This is a genomic window from Erysipelatoclostridium sp. An173 (genome assembly GCF_963931465.1).
Taxonomy (GTDB): Bacteria; Bacillota_I; Bacilli_A; order Erysipelotrichales; family Coprobacillaceae; genus Thomasclavelia; species Thomasclavelia merdavium.
Genome location: NZ_OZ007017.1, coordinates 1,694,454 through 1,712,936 on the forward strand (window position 1 = coordinate 1,694,454; position 18,483 = coordinate 1,712,936).

The following is an 18,483-nucleotide window of genomic DNA, read 5'->3' on the forward strand; positions in this document are numbered from 1 at the left end:
ATATTATACACATCTTATTCAATCGGTTCAAGTGTAAGCGGTTTAAAAATTATTTTTTCCCAAAAAAAGATTGCGCTTTCACACAATCTTTCTATCTTACTTTTGGTTTGCAATTTCTATTTCAATTCGACGATTATTGATCTTTTGACGATTACATTTTTTTAACACCTTACTAATTACCTGTTCATTAATATCGACAAAAGTAAATTTTCTTTTAATATCAATATCACCAATATCATCTTTTCTAATTCCAGCTTTAGAAACAAAGAAATTAATAATATTACTTGCTTTAATGCGATCCATACTACCAGCAGTTATAAAAATTCTTACATAACCATCTTCATTTCTTTGCCGTTGTTTTTTAGAATTAGTTATCTCTTGAATTTCATCACGTTTATAATCATATCCTAATTGTTGACGATATAACATATGTAATAATGCTGCAGCAAAATCTGGTAATAATGTTGGATCTAATTCATTGATAATTGATTTAAATTTCTTATGATTTCCAGCTAAAATTTCATCTTCGACCTGACTTACTAATGTTCCAATCTTATTTTCAGAAATTTCTTGAAGAGTAGGTATTTTAGCTTTAGAAATAGTTGTTTTAGTTACTCGTTCGATTTGTCTTAAAAAGCTTTTTTCGCGTGGCGTAATGATAGTATAAGCCTGTCCTTCTTTATTAGCACGACCAGTACGTCCAATTCGATGAACATAAGATTCGATATCTTGTGGTAACTCATAATTAATTACGTGGGTTACGTTTTCAACATCGATTCCTCGAGCAGCTACATCAGTAGCAACTAAAAAATTAATAGTTCCATTTTTAAACTTTCTTAACGTATTCAAACGATGATTTTGTGATAAATCACCATGCATAGCTTCAACATTATATTTTGCCTGTTGCATTTTTTCTGTAACTTCATCAACACTTCTTTTAGTACGGCAAAAAATAATACCGGTTTTAATATCAGCAGCATCGATTAATCTACACATCGCTTCAAAACGATCTTTATGCTTTACTTCATAATAATATTGTTTAACTGAAGTTGCTGTAGTTTGTTTTGAAATTACCGCAACGTGTTTAAAATCATCATGCATATAATTTTGAGCAATTTTTTTAATTCCTGCTGGCATTGTTGCTGAAAATAAAATCGTCTGACGATCATCATCGATTTTTTCAAGGATCGTTTCAATATCTTCAACAAATCCCATATTTAACATTTCATCAGCTTCATCTAATACAACATACTTGATATTGTCTAATTTTAAAACATTACGGCGCATTAAATCCATAACCCGTCCTGGTGTTCCAACAATAATATCAATACCTTTTTTAATATTACGAATCTGTCGTTCAATTTCACTGCCTCCATACACACAAGTAATTCGACAATCACTGAATTTACCAATTCGTCCCAATTCTTCATGAATCTGCATTGCCAATTCACGAGTTGGTGATAAAACAATTGCCTGTGGCAATATATCATTACCAGCTTTTAACTTTGATAATAAAACACTTCCAAATGCTAATGTTTTTCCAGTCCCCGTTTGAGCCTGCCCAATTACATCAACACCTGTTAATAATACTGGTATTGCCTCTTCTTGAATCCGTGAAGGGTTAGAAAATCCCATTGTTGCAATTGCTTTTAATACATTTTTACTTAATCCTAATTCATTAAATTTATTTTCAATCATTCTACATACCTTTCTAAATATTTCTGTGAGAGTATATCATATAATTTTATCTTATACAATTTAATTTTTTATTTTAAAACACCAAAATTATTGATATAATTTTTAAAAGCAAATAAAGGTGGTGAACTTTATGAATAACAATACTGTTTGGAAAGATCGAAAACATTTTTTGTGGTTTCCAATTAGTTTCACTAAATATGAAATTAAAAATGAACGTTTATATCAAGAAACCGGTCTTTTTAATACTCACTATGATGAATTACTTTTATACCGAATCACAGATCTATGTCTTAAAAGATCATTAGCACAAAAAATCTTTGGTACTGGTACAATTGTTTTATCTACTAAAGCAGATAGTGATAAAGAAGTTTTATTAAAAAATGTAAAAAATCCAAAAGAAGTAAAAGATCTAATTTCACATCTTGTTGAAGAAGCTAGAGATCGTAAAAAAGTAGTTGGCAAAGAATTCTTTGATGATAGTAGTGATGATTTAGATGATTTTGATTTATAAAAATAAAGCTATTGGTTAAGCAAAGTTACCAATAGCTTTATTTGTTAATTTATCGACAATCAATTATATCTATCCTTTAGTTTTCATTAATATTAAACATTTTTATTTTAGCACTTGTTCAGTTACAAAATCATATACTAAAAAATTTTCATGATTTTTAAATAATATATCACTATCAACGGTAGTTAACATATATGTAATTCGATTCAAAATATTAAATACATTTTCAAAATCACTATTTTTTAAAGTATTATCACGATGCAAGACAAAAATATTACGATGGCTGCCTTGATATCCTTTAAAATAAGCTCGATCCTCACGGTAAAAAGTTATCAAATACTCATAATCATCATTTTCTTTATCATCTAAATTATTATAAATCCATAATTCGTATTTATCATCTAAAATATAATAAATAAGCTTAACAACTGAATAATTTTCATTATTTTTCAACAAATGAAAATTATAAATACCACTAAAATCCAAATCCTTTAAGACACCATAGCAATCATATAAAGCTTTATCAATAAAATTCTGTTTTTTTACCGATAAATAATATTTTTGTTTAGGTTTGATTGCTTCTAAATGCTTAGCCATCTGGATAAATTTTTCCATTGTTTTATTATCTGATTCGATAATATAATCCCAAACAATTACTTTAATACTATATATACGCTTATTATCACTAACAGTATATAATAATTTATCTTCTAATTTTAAATTTCCAGCCAGCTGCCAAAAACGAGTATCCAAGTTATTGGCAGCTAATACAGTTTTTCCTTTTAAAAAAGTATAATCGTGATATTTTTTAATTCCCACCATAGTATTAATAATATCACTTAGTTCTTCAAATGATTTATCTTGTTCAATATCAAAAACTTCATTTATATCTTTATATATAATTTTTAATCGATATTTATTTGCCATAATTCCTCCACTACTCATTGATTTTCATCAATAAAGCTGCCATATGCTTACATTTATTACCACGCATTGCATAAGGACAATTACATGCCATCTTTTTTATTTTACCCTGTTCAACAATAATTGACACTAAATAATCTTGACTACCTTTAACACTAGCTACAATCTGTTGTTTTTCTTGATATATAATATCTACACTGTTATTGTCATATATTTGTTGTCCATTATTTATTATCTGTTTTCTAAATAAACTTTGCCAATTATCAATTGTTGCTTCTTGCAATTGTTTTTTATGATTTTTTAATTCCTGAATCTTATCAAAACAATAACGAGTAGCCTTTACATCTTCTAAAGCATCATGTGCTTTAAACTCAAAACCAAAGTACTGAGCGCAAACAGTCAGTGATTTCCATTTATAACCACCACGATAACTTTTTTCTCCATAAATTGGAGCAAACTCTTTCATTGGATCACGAAACTGGTATTTTGAAACATCAATACCATAATTTTCCAACATTCCTTTTTCAAAAGCAATATTGTAACAAACAATAAAATCATAATCTTCAAATATACTAATAATCTGTTCTAAATAATGTTCAAAAGGCATTTTATTTTTTACCATGGCTGGTGTAATCCCATGAACTTTTTGAGCATCTACCCAAGAAAAATGATGCTTAGGGCAACACAACTCATGTAATAAAATTTCATCATCTTGATTAATAATAGCTACTTGTACTACTTCATCATCATGATATTTATTGATTCCGGTAGTTTCAAAATCCATTACAACATAACGCGCGCTCATTATTTCACCTCACATATGACTAGTTTATCATAATAATTAATCTAAAGCCAATAATAAGTATTTATTTAAAAAATAAAAAAATAGTTGTTTATTTTAAAATATTTTATCTTTACAATCTATTTTTACTAGTTTTCAAATTTTCTAATAAAAAAGCCATCTAATAGTCTAGACAGCTTTTAACTAACAATTTGTCATAATCTTGATTATTTCTTTATCAGTTTCTTTCATGCCTTCTTTACCAAGTCTAACAACATTAGCGATAGTATTTTCGACTCCTTTTTTAACGATACCGTCACCATCTTTAAACTGCTGTCCTTCAATATACATTCGATATCCTAAAATCCCAGCATCAACACTTGCAGCAATTTTAGCTGCACAAGAAGACTTTGCTCCATCACAAATAATTCCTGAAGTTATCGCCAATGAATTTACAATAGTGTGAGCAATACATTTATAATCGCCACCATATAAATAAGCAATTCCACAGCCAGCAGCACAACCAGCACTTACTGCCCCACAATATGCTGATAAACGACCCATTCCGGATTTTTGATGAATTGCAATTAAATTAGCTAGTACTAAAGCCCGATATAATTTTGTTTGACTAACTTTTAATTCTTTAGCATATTCGATTACCGGCAATGAAACCGTCAACCCTTGATTTCCACTTCCAGAATTGATTACAACTGGTAATTCACATCCACTCATTCTAGCGTCGCTACCAGCAGCGGCCATAGCTTTAGCTTTGATTGCAATATCATTACCAGTCTTTAATAATACACTACCAATATTAGCACCATAATCATTTTCTAATCCTTCTTTAGCTATAGCACTATTATAGTTTATTTGTCGTTCAATCGTTGCTTTGATATCATCTATCTTTACAGTATTTGCAAATTCATATATATCAGCAACATTTAAACAATCACGATTATTATTTTCTTTTTGACATTTGCAATTTTCATCTTTTACAAATATTTTTTCATCATTTTTTTCAATTAAGATAATATTAGTATGTTGATCAACAATTCTAACTACTACCTTATCATTATTATTGAACAATGTAATTTTAATATCTAAAATATGATCACTATCCAACGGTTTAATTTCGATACAATCTTTAGCTAAATATTCTTCTATTTTACTAATCTGTTCCTTTTTTACATCTGCAATTACCTCTAGGATTCGATCTGTTTTACCAGCAATTATTCCAGCTGCAACAGCTGCTTCAATTCCTTTTAAAGAATGGGTATTGGGAACAATTACACTTTTAACGTTTTTAATAATATTCCCACTAACTTCTACTAAACAATGCGTAGGAACAGCATTTAAAACATCACGCGCTTTACTTGCACAATAAGCTAATGCAATTGGTTCCGTACAACCCATTGCCGGTACCAATTCTTCTTTTAAAATTTGCAAATAAGTCTGATACTTTTTATTATCGATTACCATTTTTATTACACCCCTTTATCACACACGTACAATATTAGCGGTTTTTTTAGTCTTTTACAATAAAAATCTACTATTTTAGTGTTGTAACCTTGTCTTTATACATGTTACAATGGATAAAAATTAATCAAAGGAGAGTTAATACTACAATGAAACTGATTTTACCAGAAAACTATGATCCTGTTTTAGACTTGCGTCAAACACAGGAAGCAATTAAATACATTCGTGACACATTTCAAAAAGAAATAGGAAAAGTTTTAGGAGTATCAAGAATTTCTGCTCCATTATTCGTACCTAGAAACAGTGGTTTAAATGATAACTTAAATGGTTTTGAATCTCCGGTTTCTTTTGAAATTAAAGAAATTCCTGGACAAACAATTGAAGTTGTTCATTCCCTTGCAAAATGGAAAAGAATGGCATTAAAAAAATATAACTTTAAAATGCATGAAGGTTTATATACTAACATGAATGCCATTAGAAAAGATGAAGAAGTCGATAATTTACATTCATACTATGTAGATCAATGGGATTGGGAAAAAATCATTGCTAAAGAAGAACGAAATGAAGAAACTTTAAAACATCATGTACGTGAAATCTTTAAAGTAATAAAACATATGGAACATGAAGTTTGGTATAAATACCCTCAAGCTGTTAATCCATTACCTGATCAAATTCATTTCATCACTTCTCAAGAACTTGAAGATCGTTATCCTGATTTGGTTCCTACAGAAAGAGAAAACAGAATCTGTAAAGAATTAGGTTGCGTTTTTGTAATGGGAGTTGGAAAGAAATTAAAAAGCGGTATTAAACATGATGGTCGCGCTCCTGATTATGATGATTGGGATTTGAATGGTGATATTTTATTCTGGTTTGAACCATTACAATGTGCTTTAGAAATATCTTCAATGGGAATTCGTGTTGATGAAGACACTTTAGTTAAACAATTAAAAGCAGAAAATTGTTTGGAACGATTAGAATTACCATTCCACAAACAAATTTTAAATAAAGAATTACCATATACAATTGGTGGTGGTATTGGTCAATCACGTTTATGTATGTTATTATTAAATAAAGTTCATGTTGGCGAAGTACAAGCTAGTATCTGGCCTCAAGAAATGATTGAAGAATGCGAAAAGCATAATATCCATTTATTATAGAAATAACACCGTTTTAAATTACGGTGTTTTTTTAATAAATTAAGTTGTCATCTAATAAAATCAAAGTATAATTAAAATAGACAGTGGCATATTATGGTAGAAATTCATGTCAAAACGTTAAGGTTATCTAAAGAATTGGTTATGGTTTTGTAAGATAGTCTTTTTTACTTGAATAATTTCTAAAATAATATTATGTTATTTCTAAGAAAAATTAGGAGGAATTTTTTTATGAATATATGCATGGAAAACAGAGAGTTATCTTGGCTAAAATTTAATAATCGTGTTTTATTGCAAGCCAAAGATAAAGATGTTCCATTAGGAGAAAAATTAAGTTTTATTTCAATATTTCAATCTAATTTAGATGAATTTTTTATGGTTAGAATTGGATCATTATATGATCAAATGTTATTCTATCCAGCATCTAAAGATAATAAAACAGGAATGACTGCCCAACAACAGCTAAGCGCCTGTTTAAAAAGAATTACATATTTAAATAAGAAAAAAGACCAGATTTATCAACATATTTTAGATGAATTAAATGTTTTAGGTTGGGGAATTGTTAAATATAAAGATTTAAAAAACAAAGAAGATCGCAAATATTTTGGAGATTATTTTGAAAGAGAAATCTTGCCTTTAGTTTCTCCACAAGTTATTTCTAAAAGACAACCTTTCCCTTTTTTAAAAAATCGTGAATTATATATTGTTGTTCAATTAGAATCTAAAAAAGGAAAACGTAAAATGGGAATTGTTTCTTGTTCTAATGCTATGGATCAAAGATTAATTGCTATTCCTAGTATGCAAGGAAAATTTATTTTAGTAGAAGATATTATTTTACATTTTGTTTCTAAGGTTTTTTCTAAATACAAAATTAAAAATAAAGCATTTATTCGCGTTACTCGTAGTGCTGATATTGATGAAGATGATCATTCTTTAGAGGGACATGAAGATTATCGAGAAATGATGGAGACATTAATTAAACAAAGACGAAAATTAAATCCAATGCGTTTAGAAATGTCACCAGGATTAGAAGATTTAGAAGTCTTAATGCTAATGAATTTCTTGAATTTAAAGAAAAATCAAGTATTTACTAGTAATGCACCATTAGATTTATCCTTTACAAGCAAACTTCGTGATTATTTACGCTTTATTCATCCTGAAATTTTTTATAAACGTTTGGAAGCTCAAAATAGTCCATTAGTTGAAAATAGAGTGCCAATGATTAAACAGATTTTAAAGAAAGATATTTTACTGGCATATCCATTTGAATCAATGTCACCATTTTTACGATTACTTGATGAAGCTAGTCGTGATCCAAATGTTGCTAGTATTAAAATGACTTTATATCGGGTAGCTAAAAAATCTAAAATTATTAAATCATTAATTGAAGCAGCTGAAAACGGTAAAGAAGTCGTTGTATTAGTAGAGTTACGTGCAAGATTTGATGAAGAAAATAATATTGACTGGTCAAAACGATTAGAAGAATCTGGTTGTCGTGTTATCTATGGTTTAGATGGTTTAAAAGTTCATTCAAAATTATGTTTAATAACATATAAAAACAATCAAGGGGTTCAATATATTTGTCAAATTGGTACTGGTAATTACAATGAAAATACTGCAAAATTATATACCGATTTATCTTTAATGACTTCTAATCATGAAATTGGTGAGGAAATGAATACTATTTTCAATCATTTATCACTTGGGGAAACTGATAATGATGAAAAATTATTAATGGTTGCTCCAAATTGTATGATTTCTAAGATTTTTGAACGAATTGATAAACAAATTGCCTTAGCAAAAGAAGGAAAAGAAGCATATGTTGGTTTTAAATGCAATTCAGTTACTTCAAAAGAAATGATTGATAAATTAATAGAAGCTAGTCAAGCTGGTGTAAAAATTGATATGATTGTTCGTGGTATTTGTTGTATTCTTCCAGGTGTTCCTGGACTAACTGAAAATATTAATATTATCTCTATTGTTGGTCGTTATCTTGAACATTCAAGAATCTATATTTTTGGAACTGGTGAAGATCAAGAAGTATTTATTTCTTCTGCTGATTTGATGACTCGTAATCTAGAAAGACGTGTTGAAGTTGCAGCTCCAGTTCTAGATGAGAAATTAAAGAAAAGAGTTGTAGGTATGTTTGAAACTATGCTTCAAGATAATGTTAAAGCTAGTCGACTTTTAAGCGATGGTACTTATAAAAGAGTTAAAAATAAAAAGCCGCCATTAAACAGCCAAGAATATTTTTTCAAAGAACGTCAATAAAATAAAAGAAGGAGTGATAAAATTGCGTGTTGGATTATTAACAAGCGGAGGCGATTGTCAAGCCTTAAACGTAACTATGCGCGGCTTAGCAAAAACATTATATCGTAATGTAGAAGATGTAGAAATTATCGGTTTTTTACATGGTTATAAAGGTCTAATGTATGGTGATTATCAAAAAATGAAACCAAAAGACTTTTCAGGAATAATAAATGTTGGTGGTACTATTTTAGGTACTTCAAGATGTCCATTTAAAAAGATGCGCGTAATTGAAGATGGTTTTGATAAAGTAGCAGCCATGAAAAAAACATATCAGGATTTAAAACTAGATTGTCTTGTAGTATTAGGTGGTAATGGTTCTATTAAATCTGCAAATCTACTATCTGAAGAAGGATTAAATGTCATTGCCTTACCTAAAACAATTGATAATGATACTTGGGGAACTGATTATACATTTGGCTATCAATCAGCAATAAATATTGCTACTAATTATTTAGATCAAATTCATACTACTGCTGCTAGTCACAATCGTGTCTTTATAATCGAAGTAATGGGTCATAAAGTTGGACATATTTGTTTATCAGCAGGTATCGCTTCAGGTGCTGATGTTATTTTATTACCAGAAATTCCTTACGATATTAAAAAAGTAAGTAAAGCAATCAAACAAAGAGAAAAAGATGGTAAAAAATTTAGTATTATTGCTTGTGCTGAAGGAGCTATTTCTAAAGAAGATGCTCGTCTTACAAAAAAAGAATATAAAGCAATTGTTCAAGCTCGTAATGGCCGTTCAGTAGCTTATGAAGTAGCTGAAGAATTAGCACAATATATTGATAGTGAAATCCGTGTTTCTTGTATTGGCCATGCACAACGTGGTGGTCAGCCTTGCCCTTATGACCGTCAAATTTCCACAAGATTTGGTATCGAAGGAGCAAGACTAGTTATGGCTAATGACTATGGAAAATTAGTGGTATTGAAAAATAATGAAATATCTGCTATTCCGTTAAATGAATCAGCAGGTAAATTAAAATTTGTTGACCCTAACGGTCCTGAAGTTACTGATGCAAAATTACTAGGTATTTCATTTGGAAATTAAAAAATAGTCTCTTGAATTATTTTCAAGAGACTATTTTTATCTAGCTAAAGCTTGATCTAAAACTCCTTTTACGTGAGCTTTACATTCTTCATAAGTTTCAAACAAATAAGCTTCATATAACTTTTCTTGACCAATAAACATACTAGGTGTTGCATAGTAATCATATTGATCAATAATTTCTGGATTTCTTGATTCTTCAATCCAATCTATTTCTACTTGACCATAATCAGGATTTTCATCAACCAATTCATCTAAGGCTTTTTTTGCTTGAATGCAATAAGGACATTTTTCTAAATAAAAACAAGTTACTTTTTTCATCTTAATTCTCCTCTATCTTCTATAAATTATTCTACAATGATTTTTGATTCCAAACAATTAATATGCTTATCTAAATATTTTCAGAGTATTTTTTTATCATCAATTTTATGATAAAATTTTAAATAGCAAAGGAGATTTTAATATGGCATTAATTAAAGTAGATTTTTTAAGTAAATATTTAATGAGAACAGTAAGTTTTCAAGCAATTATTCCCGTAGATAATTTCGATGAAACTACATATAATCAAGAAGTAAAACCTTTTAAAACATTATATTTGCTTCATGGTATCTTTGGTAATGATACTGATTGGGTTAGTGGTACAAGAATCCAGGCTTGGGCAAACGACTATAATTTAGCTGTTATTATGCCAGCTGGAGAAAACAAGTTTTATTTAGATAATAATTATAGTGGTGAAAGCTGGAGTAAATTTATTGGTGAAGAGTTAGTAACTTTTACCCGTAAATTATTTCCATTATCAAATAAAAGAGAAGATACTTTTATAGCTGGACTTTCAATGGGTGGTTATGGTGCTTTAATCAACGGATTAAAATATCATGAAACTTTTGGTTATATTGCTGCACTTTCACCAGCATTAATGTTAGATGATTATCTTAACGGTACGCTTGAAATTCCTTTGATTCCTAAAGAGTCACATTATTTTGAATTTATATTTGGCAAAGCTGAAGATATTAAAGGTTCTGATAAAGATTACAAGCATTTAATAAAAACACTAGTTTCACAAAATGTAACTTTACCTGAATTATATATCTGTATAGGTAAAGATGATAGCTTATTAAAAAATGTAGATGATTTTGATGAATATTTAAATCAATTACAAGTAAAACATACATATGTTATTGATAGTGGTGGTCATGAATGGTACTTCTGGGACAAATATATTCATAAAATTCTAGACTGGTTACCACTTACAAGTAATAACATGGGAATTAATTCTGGAAATGTAACTAAATAATTAAATGGTCTATTTATAGACCATTTATTGTGTAGAAAGGATAAAACTATAATGATAATAAGAAATGCAAAAATAAGTGATTTAGATCGAATAACCGAAATTGGAAAAAATGTTATCCTCCAAATGAAGCAGCTACTAAAGAAGAATATTATTATCGCTTATTAAGCTACCCTGATCATTTTTGGTTATTGCGAGATGGAAATAATATTACTGCATTTATTAATGAACCAGTTACTAATTATGACACTATTTATGATGAAATGAATCATGATCCTTCTTTTCATCATGAAGATGGCTTATACCAAGCTATTTTAGGGGTAAATACTGACCCTCTATATCAAAATCAAGGCTACGCTTCAAAAATTATGAAACAAGTTATTAGTGATGCTAAAAAGCAAGGTCTTAAAGGTTGTATATTAATATGTAAAAAAGAACTAATTGCTTATTATCAAAAATTTGGTTTTAAAAATTACGGTATTTCTAAATCATCATTAGCTAATCAAACATGGTATGATTTAAAGTTATTATTTTAAATAAATTGTATTGACTTATAGTATACTTTAACATTTAAAATAATAATATATTGGAGGTAAAAAATATGGATAAAAAGATTTTAGTTGCTTATTTTTCATGTACTGGCACTACTAAAAAAGTAGCAAGTGATATCGCTAAAGCTACAAACGGAACACTTTTTGAAATTAAGCCAGAAATACCATATACTTATGCTGATTTAAACTGGATGGACAAAAAAAGTCGTAGTACGATCGAAATGAAGGACCCTGCTTCACGCCCTGCTATCGCTAATAAAATTGAAAACTTTGCAGATTATAATTATATATTTATCGGTTTTCCTATTTGGTGGTATGTTGCACCAACAATAATTAATACTTTCATTGAAAGCTATAATTTTGCTGGTAAAACCATTATTCCATTTTGCACATCTGGTGGTAGTGGTGTTGGCAAAACAGATGAAATTTTACATTCATTATGTGATGATTCTGTTAATTGGCGACCATGTAAACTTTTAAATAGTAATTACGACTTAGACAGTTATATCAGTGATTTAAATCTATAATAAAAAATCTTACTCACCAGTAAGATTTTTTTCACTTCTATAAACAGTTTGTCCATTTTTAATAGTTTCAACTACTTTAATTTTATCTAAATTTAAAGGCTCTGTTTTTAATGGGTTTTGATTTAAAATTACTAAATCAGCTTTTTTACCAGCCACTAAACTTCCTTTAATATTTTCCTCATGATACATATATGCACCATTTATCGTAATAGCCTGTAAAGCTTGATATACAGTTACAGTTTCTTCTTTGCCTAAATCGATACCAGATTTAGTTTTTCGATTAACAGCACACCAGATTGTTTTCATCAAATCGCATGAAATTACAGGACTATCATTATGAAAAGTTACTTTTAATCCTTGGTTAAAAGCTGTTTTTGCTGGGGAAATTTGACTAGCTCTTTGATAACCTAGATTTTCAATATGTACATCACCCCAATAAAAAGTATGAGCGATAAAAAACGATGGAATCATTTGAATTTTCTTCATTTTAACTAATTGTTCTTTAGTAACTAATTGAGCATGTATCATTACAGGATCATAACTTTTAGCACCTTGATAATTATTTAAATATCGCTCAAATTGACTAATATATTGTTGGCAGGCTCTATCACCATTGCAATGTGCTAATAGTTGTTGATGGTCTTCTATTGCTTGAGCTATCAGCTGATATAATTGATCGTCACTAAATTGAGGATAACCACAATATCCCTGACTATTTAAATATGGTTTTATCATCCAGGCAGTTTTTCCTTGAGGAGATCCATCTAAAAAGATTTTATAGCCCCCTATTCGAAAATGATTATGATAATCTTTATTTTCAATATTATCTAATAACAAATCACGATCCTTTAACAAATCAATATAACCGATTAAATCAAGCTTAAATATTTTTTTACTCGCAGCTAATTTAAGCAATTGAAACAGTTGTCTATTTACCATACCCTCTTGAACAGTTGTTATACCATTAGAACTATATAAATCCTGCGCTTTTTTCATCAAATCTAATAGCTTTTCAATTGGCAACATTCCTCGCTGTTTATTAAATTCAATAAATGCTTCTTCTTCAAGATACCCATTTAACTCACCACTATTTACATCTCGACCATAATGTCCACCTTCTGGATCAGATATATCATTAGTAATATTCATTTTTTTCAATGCTAATGTGTTAACTACACCCATATGTGAAGAAACATGAATCAAAATAATTGGATGTTTAGTTGAAATGGTATCTAAAAAGAAACGATCAGGATGACAATGCTCTTGTAGATTATTATGATCATAATTAAATGCACAAACCCAATCGTTTTCTTTAATCTTATTTATCTTAATAAAATCAATGATTTTTTCTTTTATTTGCATAAATGATTTAGCGTCTTTTAAATCACACTGTCCAAGCGAATTAGCAACACCAGTAAAATGACTATGACTATCAATAAATCCAGGTAACATAGTTTTACCTTCTAAATCAATCATTTCAACATCTTCATTAGCTATTTTTATTGCTTTTGATAATTCACCTGTAAAAATAATACTATCATCTTCAATTAAAATAGCTGGAACTGTTTCATTAATATCATTCATTGTAATAATGTCGCCATTAAAATATATTTTTTGCATTTAATCATCCCTTTTATTTTTAATCTTGGCAATTAATTAAATATTTATACAAATTAAAAATATTTATCAATAATTTAAATTTCTTGATTATAAAACCATTTATATAACTGTAACTCCTCTACATTATTTTTTGATGATTGAAACTCAATTATTCCATTATTATGATTATTTGTTAAAAGGCCATTGATTTCTAACCGTCTTTTTAACTCCATTACGGTTCCATGATTTCCATCATAAAAAGGAACATCTCCCAAAACTTTACGAATCTGTTTTTTTATAAATGGATAATGTGTACATCCTAAAACAACACAATCTATTTTACCTATGTATTGTGATAACAGATCATTTAACAATTGATACATATCATCATCATCTAAATTTCCTTGTTCAATTCTTTTAGCCAATCCTGTACAAGCCACCGGAATAAATTTAGAAATCTCTTGTAACTTATTAGATAATTGTTGATATTTATCTAATCTTAAAGTAACAGGTGTTGCCATAACTAAAATATTATGATGAGGTTGTTCCATGGCTGCTAATTTAATTGCCGGTTCCATTCCAATAATAGGAATATTAGGATATGTAGCTCTTAATTGACTAATAGCAACACTTGTTGCAGTATTACAAGCAACTACAATTGCCTTGACTCCCTGATTAACTAAATCATCAGCAATTCTAGTTACTAAAGCGCTCACCTCTTCCGTTGACTTTTCCCCATAAGGTGCATTAGCTGAATCACCAAAAAAAATAAAGTTTTCATTTGGTAAAATTTTTGTCAATTCTTTTAATACACTTATTCCACCAACACCAGAGTCAAAGACTCCTATATAATCCTTATATTTATTTAACACAATCTATTCTCCTTTATACAATCTATTTTTATAATACTACTTTTTAGAACCAATTTAAAGAAAAAGAACAGCTTAAACTGTTCTTTGATTAAATGGACATCTTTGTTTAATACATTGATTATTAGAACTTGAATGTGTGCACTTAATTGAACTTGATTCCATCACAATTCCTAAATTTTCTTTTACAAATTCTATCGCTGATGTCATTGCCAAAAAAGAATTACGTTTGCAACATCTAGGTCCACCAATTCTACCTATTTCACCTAATGATTTAGCCGTCATTAAATTAGATAATCCCCACTCTTTTACTTTTAATGGTGTCGATCCAGTAATAATAGATATAAATATTCCAGAACTAATAGCCGCTCCACAAGCACCCCAAAATCCACATGTTCCTCCTGGAACTTGTTTTCCTCGAGATTGCATTTCAATTAATGCTTTCTTTAATTCAATATCTCCACCAGAATTTTTATATGCAGTCAACAAAGCAGAACCAACTATTATATGATGTTCCGGTCCATGCATATGACAAAATGGCAATGATACTAATTGTTCAAATATATCATAAGGATTTTTACTTGTTTGATGTAAGCAAGAATCAATAATTATATCAATACCAGCACTATGACACTCATTACAAACATAATGTCCATTAACACATTTAGTTTTACTTAACTCTTTTTTATGGCAAAACTCACACTCCATCATTTCATCTTCTTCTAGATAAATAAGTGGTGCTTTACAAATTAAACATTCTTCTTTCATAACTTTTTTGACCTTCTCATTTATTTAATTAGTTAGTTCCGATACTCATTGTTTCTGGAAGAGTACTTCCACCATCAATTACAATCTGTGAACCAGTAAGATAACTAGATTCATCACTACCTAAAAAAGCAAATAATTCACCTACTTCAGTTGGTTTAGCAAGACGGTTCATTGGTACCCCTTTAGCAATATCATTAATTGCACTTTCAGGATCATCTGGATTAGATTCAATAGCCATTTTTTCAACCATTGGAGTACGAGCATATCCTAATTGTGAACAATTTACACGAATATTTCTACTAGCATATTCAACTGCTAAAGACTTTGTAAGACCTACTAAAGCTGATTTAGTCATTGCATAAGCTGCTTCACCAGCATCAGCAACAATATCACCTGTAACACTAGAAGCAATTACAATACTACCGCCACCATTTTTTAACATATATGGAATTACCGCCTGACAAGTATTCCAAACTCCTTTAATATTTACATCGATATGAAAATCCCGAATTTCATCACTCATCTGCTCAAACGGTGCTAAACGACAAACTCCAGCATTACAACAAGCTATATTAATTTTGCCAAATTTTTCAATTGTTATTTTTGCTGCTTCTTGCATTTGTTCTTTATTGGCTACACTACCAACATAACTAATTATTTCTGTTTGAAATTTTTCTTGTAATTGTTTAGCAGTATTTACAACTTCCTTATCAATATCAATTAAACACATCTTAGCTCCATACTTTGCATAAACTGTCGCAATTCCTTTACCAAGTCCAGCAGCTGCCCCAGTTATAATTGCAACTTTTCCATCTAATTTTGCCATATGCTTTCCTCCTCTTTGAAACATTATATTTATATTCTATCCTATTTAATACTAAGATTCAAATTGGATAAAATCATAATACTAATCACTATTTTTTCTAATTACTTTACATGGATTACCAACCGCTACTACATTTTCAGGTATATCTTTTGTAACTACACTACCAGCACCAATGATAGTATTATCACCTATTGTTATACCTGGCAATATACAACAATTTCCACCAATCCATACATTTTTACCGATAATAACCGGTTTTCCCCACTCAATATCAGCTTTACGTTCCATAGCATTTAAAGAGTGACACGCTGTATAAATATGGGTTCCCGGTCCAATTAATGTATGATCTCCAATTCTAACTGGACAAACATCTAATATAACACATCCATAATTCAACATTACATTTTTACCAAGAAAAACATTATAGCCATAATCAACATAAAATGGTGGTTTGATCCAAAAATTACCAGTAGTATTTAACAGCTTTTTCATCTTTCTTGAGCGCATATTAATTTCATTAAAAGCACGTCGATTATATTTAGTACAAATACAGTTGGCTTTTGCCCTATCTAATACTAATTTCCAATTAGCAGGATTATATTTTAGACCATTAATCATTTTTTCTTTTTCAGTCATAGAAGTTCCTCCTAATAATATTATATATTTTACTATAAATAAGTAAAAAGTTGTTTTTAATAAATAAAAAAACTTAAGATAGCTAAATAGCTATTAGCATCTTAAGTTAATCTTCTAAACACGATTTAAACGTACAATATTTTCAATATGAGTTGTATGTGGGAACATATCCACCGGCTGACAAAGATCTACAAAATAATTATGTTCTTGTAAATATTTAATATCACGTGCCTGTGTTGCTACATCACAAGAAATATATATGATTTTTTTTGGATTAGCTTTAATTAAATAGTCTAAAAATTCAGTTGAACAACCTTTTCGTGGTGGATCAACAAAAACTACATCTAAATGTTGTCCTCTATTCACTAATTCAACCATATATTTTCCTGCATCATCACATTTAAATTCAACATTATCAATATTATTTAATTTTGCATTATTATTAGCATCATTAATTGCAGCTTCGACTATCTCCACACCATAAACTTTTTTTACATATTTTGCCAAAGAAAGTGTTATTGTTCCAATTCCACAATAAGCATCTAAAACAATATCATCGTTAGTTAATTGAGCAAATTCTATTGCTTTGCTATATAGTTTTTCTACTTGGATTGGATTAATCTGATAAAATGATTTTAACGAAATCTTATATTTATTATCTAGTAAATAATCATAAATATAACCTTTACCATAAAGAATAACTTCTTGATCACCTAAGATAACATTATCTACACGAGGATTAATGTTTTGGACTACTGTTTTAATCATTGGATATTCTTTGGTGATTGTATTGACTAGTTTTTCAACATTATTGATCTTATTTTGAAAACTTATTAAAACTAACATTATTTCGTTAGTATGATAACCATGTTTTGTTAAAATATGCTTAATATTCCCTTGACGAGCCATTTTATCATAAGGGTGAATTTGTAATTCTTCCATCAACTCTCTTACTCGATTAGTTATAGCATTAGATAATTTATTTTGAATTAAACAATTATCACAAGGAATAATCTGGTTAGACTTTTGTTTATAAAATCCTGTAACTAAATGTCCATCTTTTATTCCTATTGGCATTTGGACTTTGTTTCGATAATACCATGGATCATCCATCATAATACAATCATTTACTAAAACATGACAATTACCAATTCTTTCTAAGCAATCACGAACCCTTTTAGTCTTGAACTTTCTTTGTCCATCAATATTAATATGCTGTAATTGGCACCCACCACAAGCTTTAAACACCGAACATTGTGGTTCAGTTCGATACTTAGAAACCTGATCTAATTCAATCAAGCGAGCAATTGCGTAATTTTTTAAGACTTTAATAACTTTTAATTTACCAGTTTCACCAACTAACATTCCTTTTACAAAATAAGTAAAATTATCAACTTTTACGATACCCTGACCATCATATGTTAAATCTACGCATTCGCCATAAAAATAATCATTTTTCTTCATAATTCCTCCCATCCATCCGCTTTTATTACTCGGATACAAACTTCATATTA

Annotated in this window: 17 protein-coding genes and 1 pseudogene; 7 read left to right on the forward strand and 11 right to left on the reverse strand. The window is 29.1% G+C overall.

The window, feature by feature from the left end; all coding sequences use genetic code 11:
* Positions 1-96 precede the first annotated feature (96 nt).
* Complete coding sequence (locus ABGT36_RS08505; protein WP_346677641.1) at positions 97-1,698, reverse strand: DEAD/DEAH box helicase; 1,602 nt, start codon at positions 1,696-1,698, stop codon at positions 97-99.
* 130 nt (positions 1,699-1,828) lie between these two features.
* Between ABGT36_RS08505 and ABGT36_RS08510 the strand changes: the two genes are divergently transcribed.
* The gene (locus tag ABGT36_RS08510) at positions 1,829-2,209 is read left to right on the forward strand and encodes a PH domain-containing protein (protein ID WP_346677642.1); all 381 of its coding nucleotides are present in this window, start codon (positions 1,829-1,831) and stop codon (positions 2,207-2,209) included.
* A 102-nt stretch (positions 2,210-2,311) separates the two neighbouring features.
* On the opposite strand, the gene ABGT36_RS08515 is transcribed toward ABGT36_RS08510, so the two are convergent.
* The 3 genes from ABGT36_RS08515 to ABGT36_RS08525 form a co-directional block, all read right to left on the reverse strand.
* Entirely contained in the window at positions 2,312-3,136 is an 825-nt protein-coding gene (locus ABGT36_RS08515) for a hypothetical protein (RefSeq protein ID WP_087373314.1), read from the reverse strand.
* Between the two features lie 10 nt (positions 3,137-3,146).
* Entirely contained in the window at positions 3,147-3,938 is a 792-nt protein-coding gene (locus ABGT36_RS08520; protein WP_087373312.1) for a 3'-5' exonuclease, read from the reverse strand.
* 180 nt (positions 3,939-4,118) lie between these two features.
* On the reverse strand, positions 4,119-5,393 hold the full coding sequence (locus tag ABGT36_RS08525) for a serine dehydratase subunit alpha family protein (RefSeq protein ID WP_300628390.1): 1,275 nt from the start codon (positions 5,391-5,393) through the stop codon (positions 4,119-4,121).
* Between the two features lie 146 nt (positions 5,394-5,539).
* Here ABGT36_RS08525 and asnA point away from each other — a divergent pair, with 146 nt between their 5' ends.
* The 3 genes from asnA (at position 5,540) to ABGT36_RS08540 (ending at position 9,905) form a co-directional block, all read left to right on the forward strand.
* Positions 5,540-6,547 carry an aspartate--ammonia ligase gene (asnA, locus tag ABGT36_RS08530; RefSeq protein WP_087300168.1) on the forward strand — a complete coding sequence of 336 codons (1,008 nt, stop codon included), beginning with the start codon at positions 5,540-5,542 and terminating at the stop codon, positions 6,545-6,547.
* Positions 6,548-6,775: 228 nt separating this feature from the next.
* Positions 6,776-8,815: a polyphosphate kinase 1 gene (ppk1, locus tag ABGT36_RS08535; protein ID WP_346677643.1), complete on the forward strand. Its 2,040-nt coding sequence runs from the start codon at positions 6,776-6,778 to the stop codon at positions 8,813-8,815.
* Positions 8,816-8,837: 22 nt separating this feature from the next.
* Positions 8,838-9,905: a 6-phosphofructokinase gene (locus ABGT36_RS08540; protein WP_087373308.1), complete on the forward strand. Its 1,068-nt coding sequence runs from the start codon at positions 8,838-8,840 to the stop codon at positions 9,903-9,905.
* 36 nt (positions 9,906-9,941) lie between these two features.
* On the opposite strand, the gene ABGT36_RS08545 is transcribed toward ABGT36_RS08540, so the two are convergent.
* Positions 9,942-10,223, reverse strand: coding sequence for a glutaredoxin (locus ABGT36_RS08545; RefSeq protein ID WP_346677644.1), 282 nt, complete (start codon positions 10,221-10,223; stop codon positions 9,942-9,944).
* A gap of 142 nt (positions 10,224-10,365) precedes the next feature.
* On the opposite strand from ABGT36_RS08545, the gene ABGT36_RS08550 reads away from it, so the two are divergent.
* The 3 genes and pseudogenes from ABGT36_RS08550 to ABGT36_RS08560 all read left to right on the forward strand — a co-directional run bounded on the left by ABGT36_RS08550 (position 10,366) and on the right by ABGT36_RS08560 (position 12,271).
* Complete coding sequence (locus tag ABGT36_RS08550; protein ID WP_087373306.1) at positions 10,366-11,196, forward strand: alpha/beta hydrolase family protein; 831 nt, start codon at positions 10,366-10,368, stop codon at positions 11,194-11,196.
* Between the two features lie 155 nt (positions 11,197-11,351).
* Positions 11,352-11,729, forward strand: a pseudogene (locus ABGT36_RS08555) (GNAT family N-acetyltransferase); the annotation flags it as partial.
* A gap of 65 nt (positions 11,730-11,794) precedes the next feature.
* Positions 11,795-12,271, forward strand: a complete 477-nt coding sequence (locus ABGT36_RS08560; RefSeq protein WP_087373303.1) for a flavodoxin — start codon at positions 11,795-11,797, stop codon at positions 12,269-12,271.
* A 9-nt stretch (positions 12,272-12,280) separates the two neighbouring features.
* On the opposite strand, the gene ABGT36_RS08565 is transcribed toward ABGT36_RS08560, so the two are convergent.
* The 6 genes from ABGT36_RS08565 to rlmD all read right to left on the reverse strand — a co-directional run bounded on the left by ABGT36_RS08565 (position 12,281) and on the right by rlmD (position 18,433).
* On the reverse strand, positions 12,281-13,891 hold the full coding sequence (locus ABGT36_RS08565) for an amidohydrolase (protein WP_346677645.1): 1,611 nt from the start codon (positions 13,889-13,891) through the stop codon (positions 12,281-12,283).
* Positions 13,892-13,965: 74 nt separating this feature from the next.
* The gene (gene murI, locus ABGT36_RS08570; RefSeq protein WP_296882243.1) at positions 13,966-14,742 is read right to left on the reverse strand and encodes a glutamate racemase; all 777 of its coding nucleotides are present in this window, start codon (positions 14,740-14,742) and stop codon (positions 13,966-13,968) included.
* 72 nt (positions 14,743-14,814) lie between these two features.
* Entirely contained in the window at positions 14,815-15,507 is a 693-nt protein-coding gene (locus tag ABGT36_RS08575; RefSeq protein ID WP_087300180.1) for a DUF5714 domain-containing protein, read from the reverse strand.
* Between the two features lie 28 nt (positions 15,508-15,535).
* Entirely contained in the window at positions 15,536-16,333 is a 798-nt protein-coding gene (gene ucpA / locus ABGT36_RS08580) for an SDR family oxidoreductase UcpA (protein ID WP_346677646.1), read from the reverse strand.
* An 81-nt stretch (positions 16,334-16,414) separates the two neighbouring features.
* The gene (locus ABGT36_RS08585) at positions 16,415-16,969 is read right to left on the reverse strand and encodes a sugar O-acetyltransferase (protein WP_346677647.1); all 555 of its coding nucleotides are present in this window, start codon (positions 16,967-16,969) and stop codon (positions 16,415-16,417) included.
* Positions 16,970-17,083: 114 nt separating this feature from the next.
* Entirely contained in the window at positions 17,084-18,433 is a 1,350-nt protein-coding gene (gene rlmD / locus ABGT36_RS08590) for a 23S rRNA (uracil(1939)-C(5))-methyltransferase RlmD (protein ID WP_346677648.1), read from the reverse strand.
* Positions 18,434-18,483 lie beyond the last annotated feature (50 nt).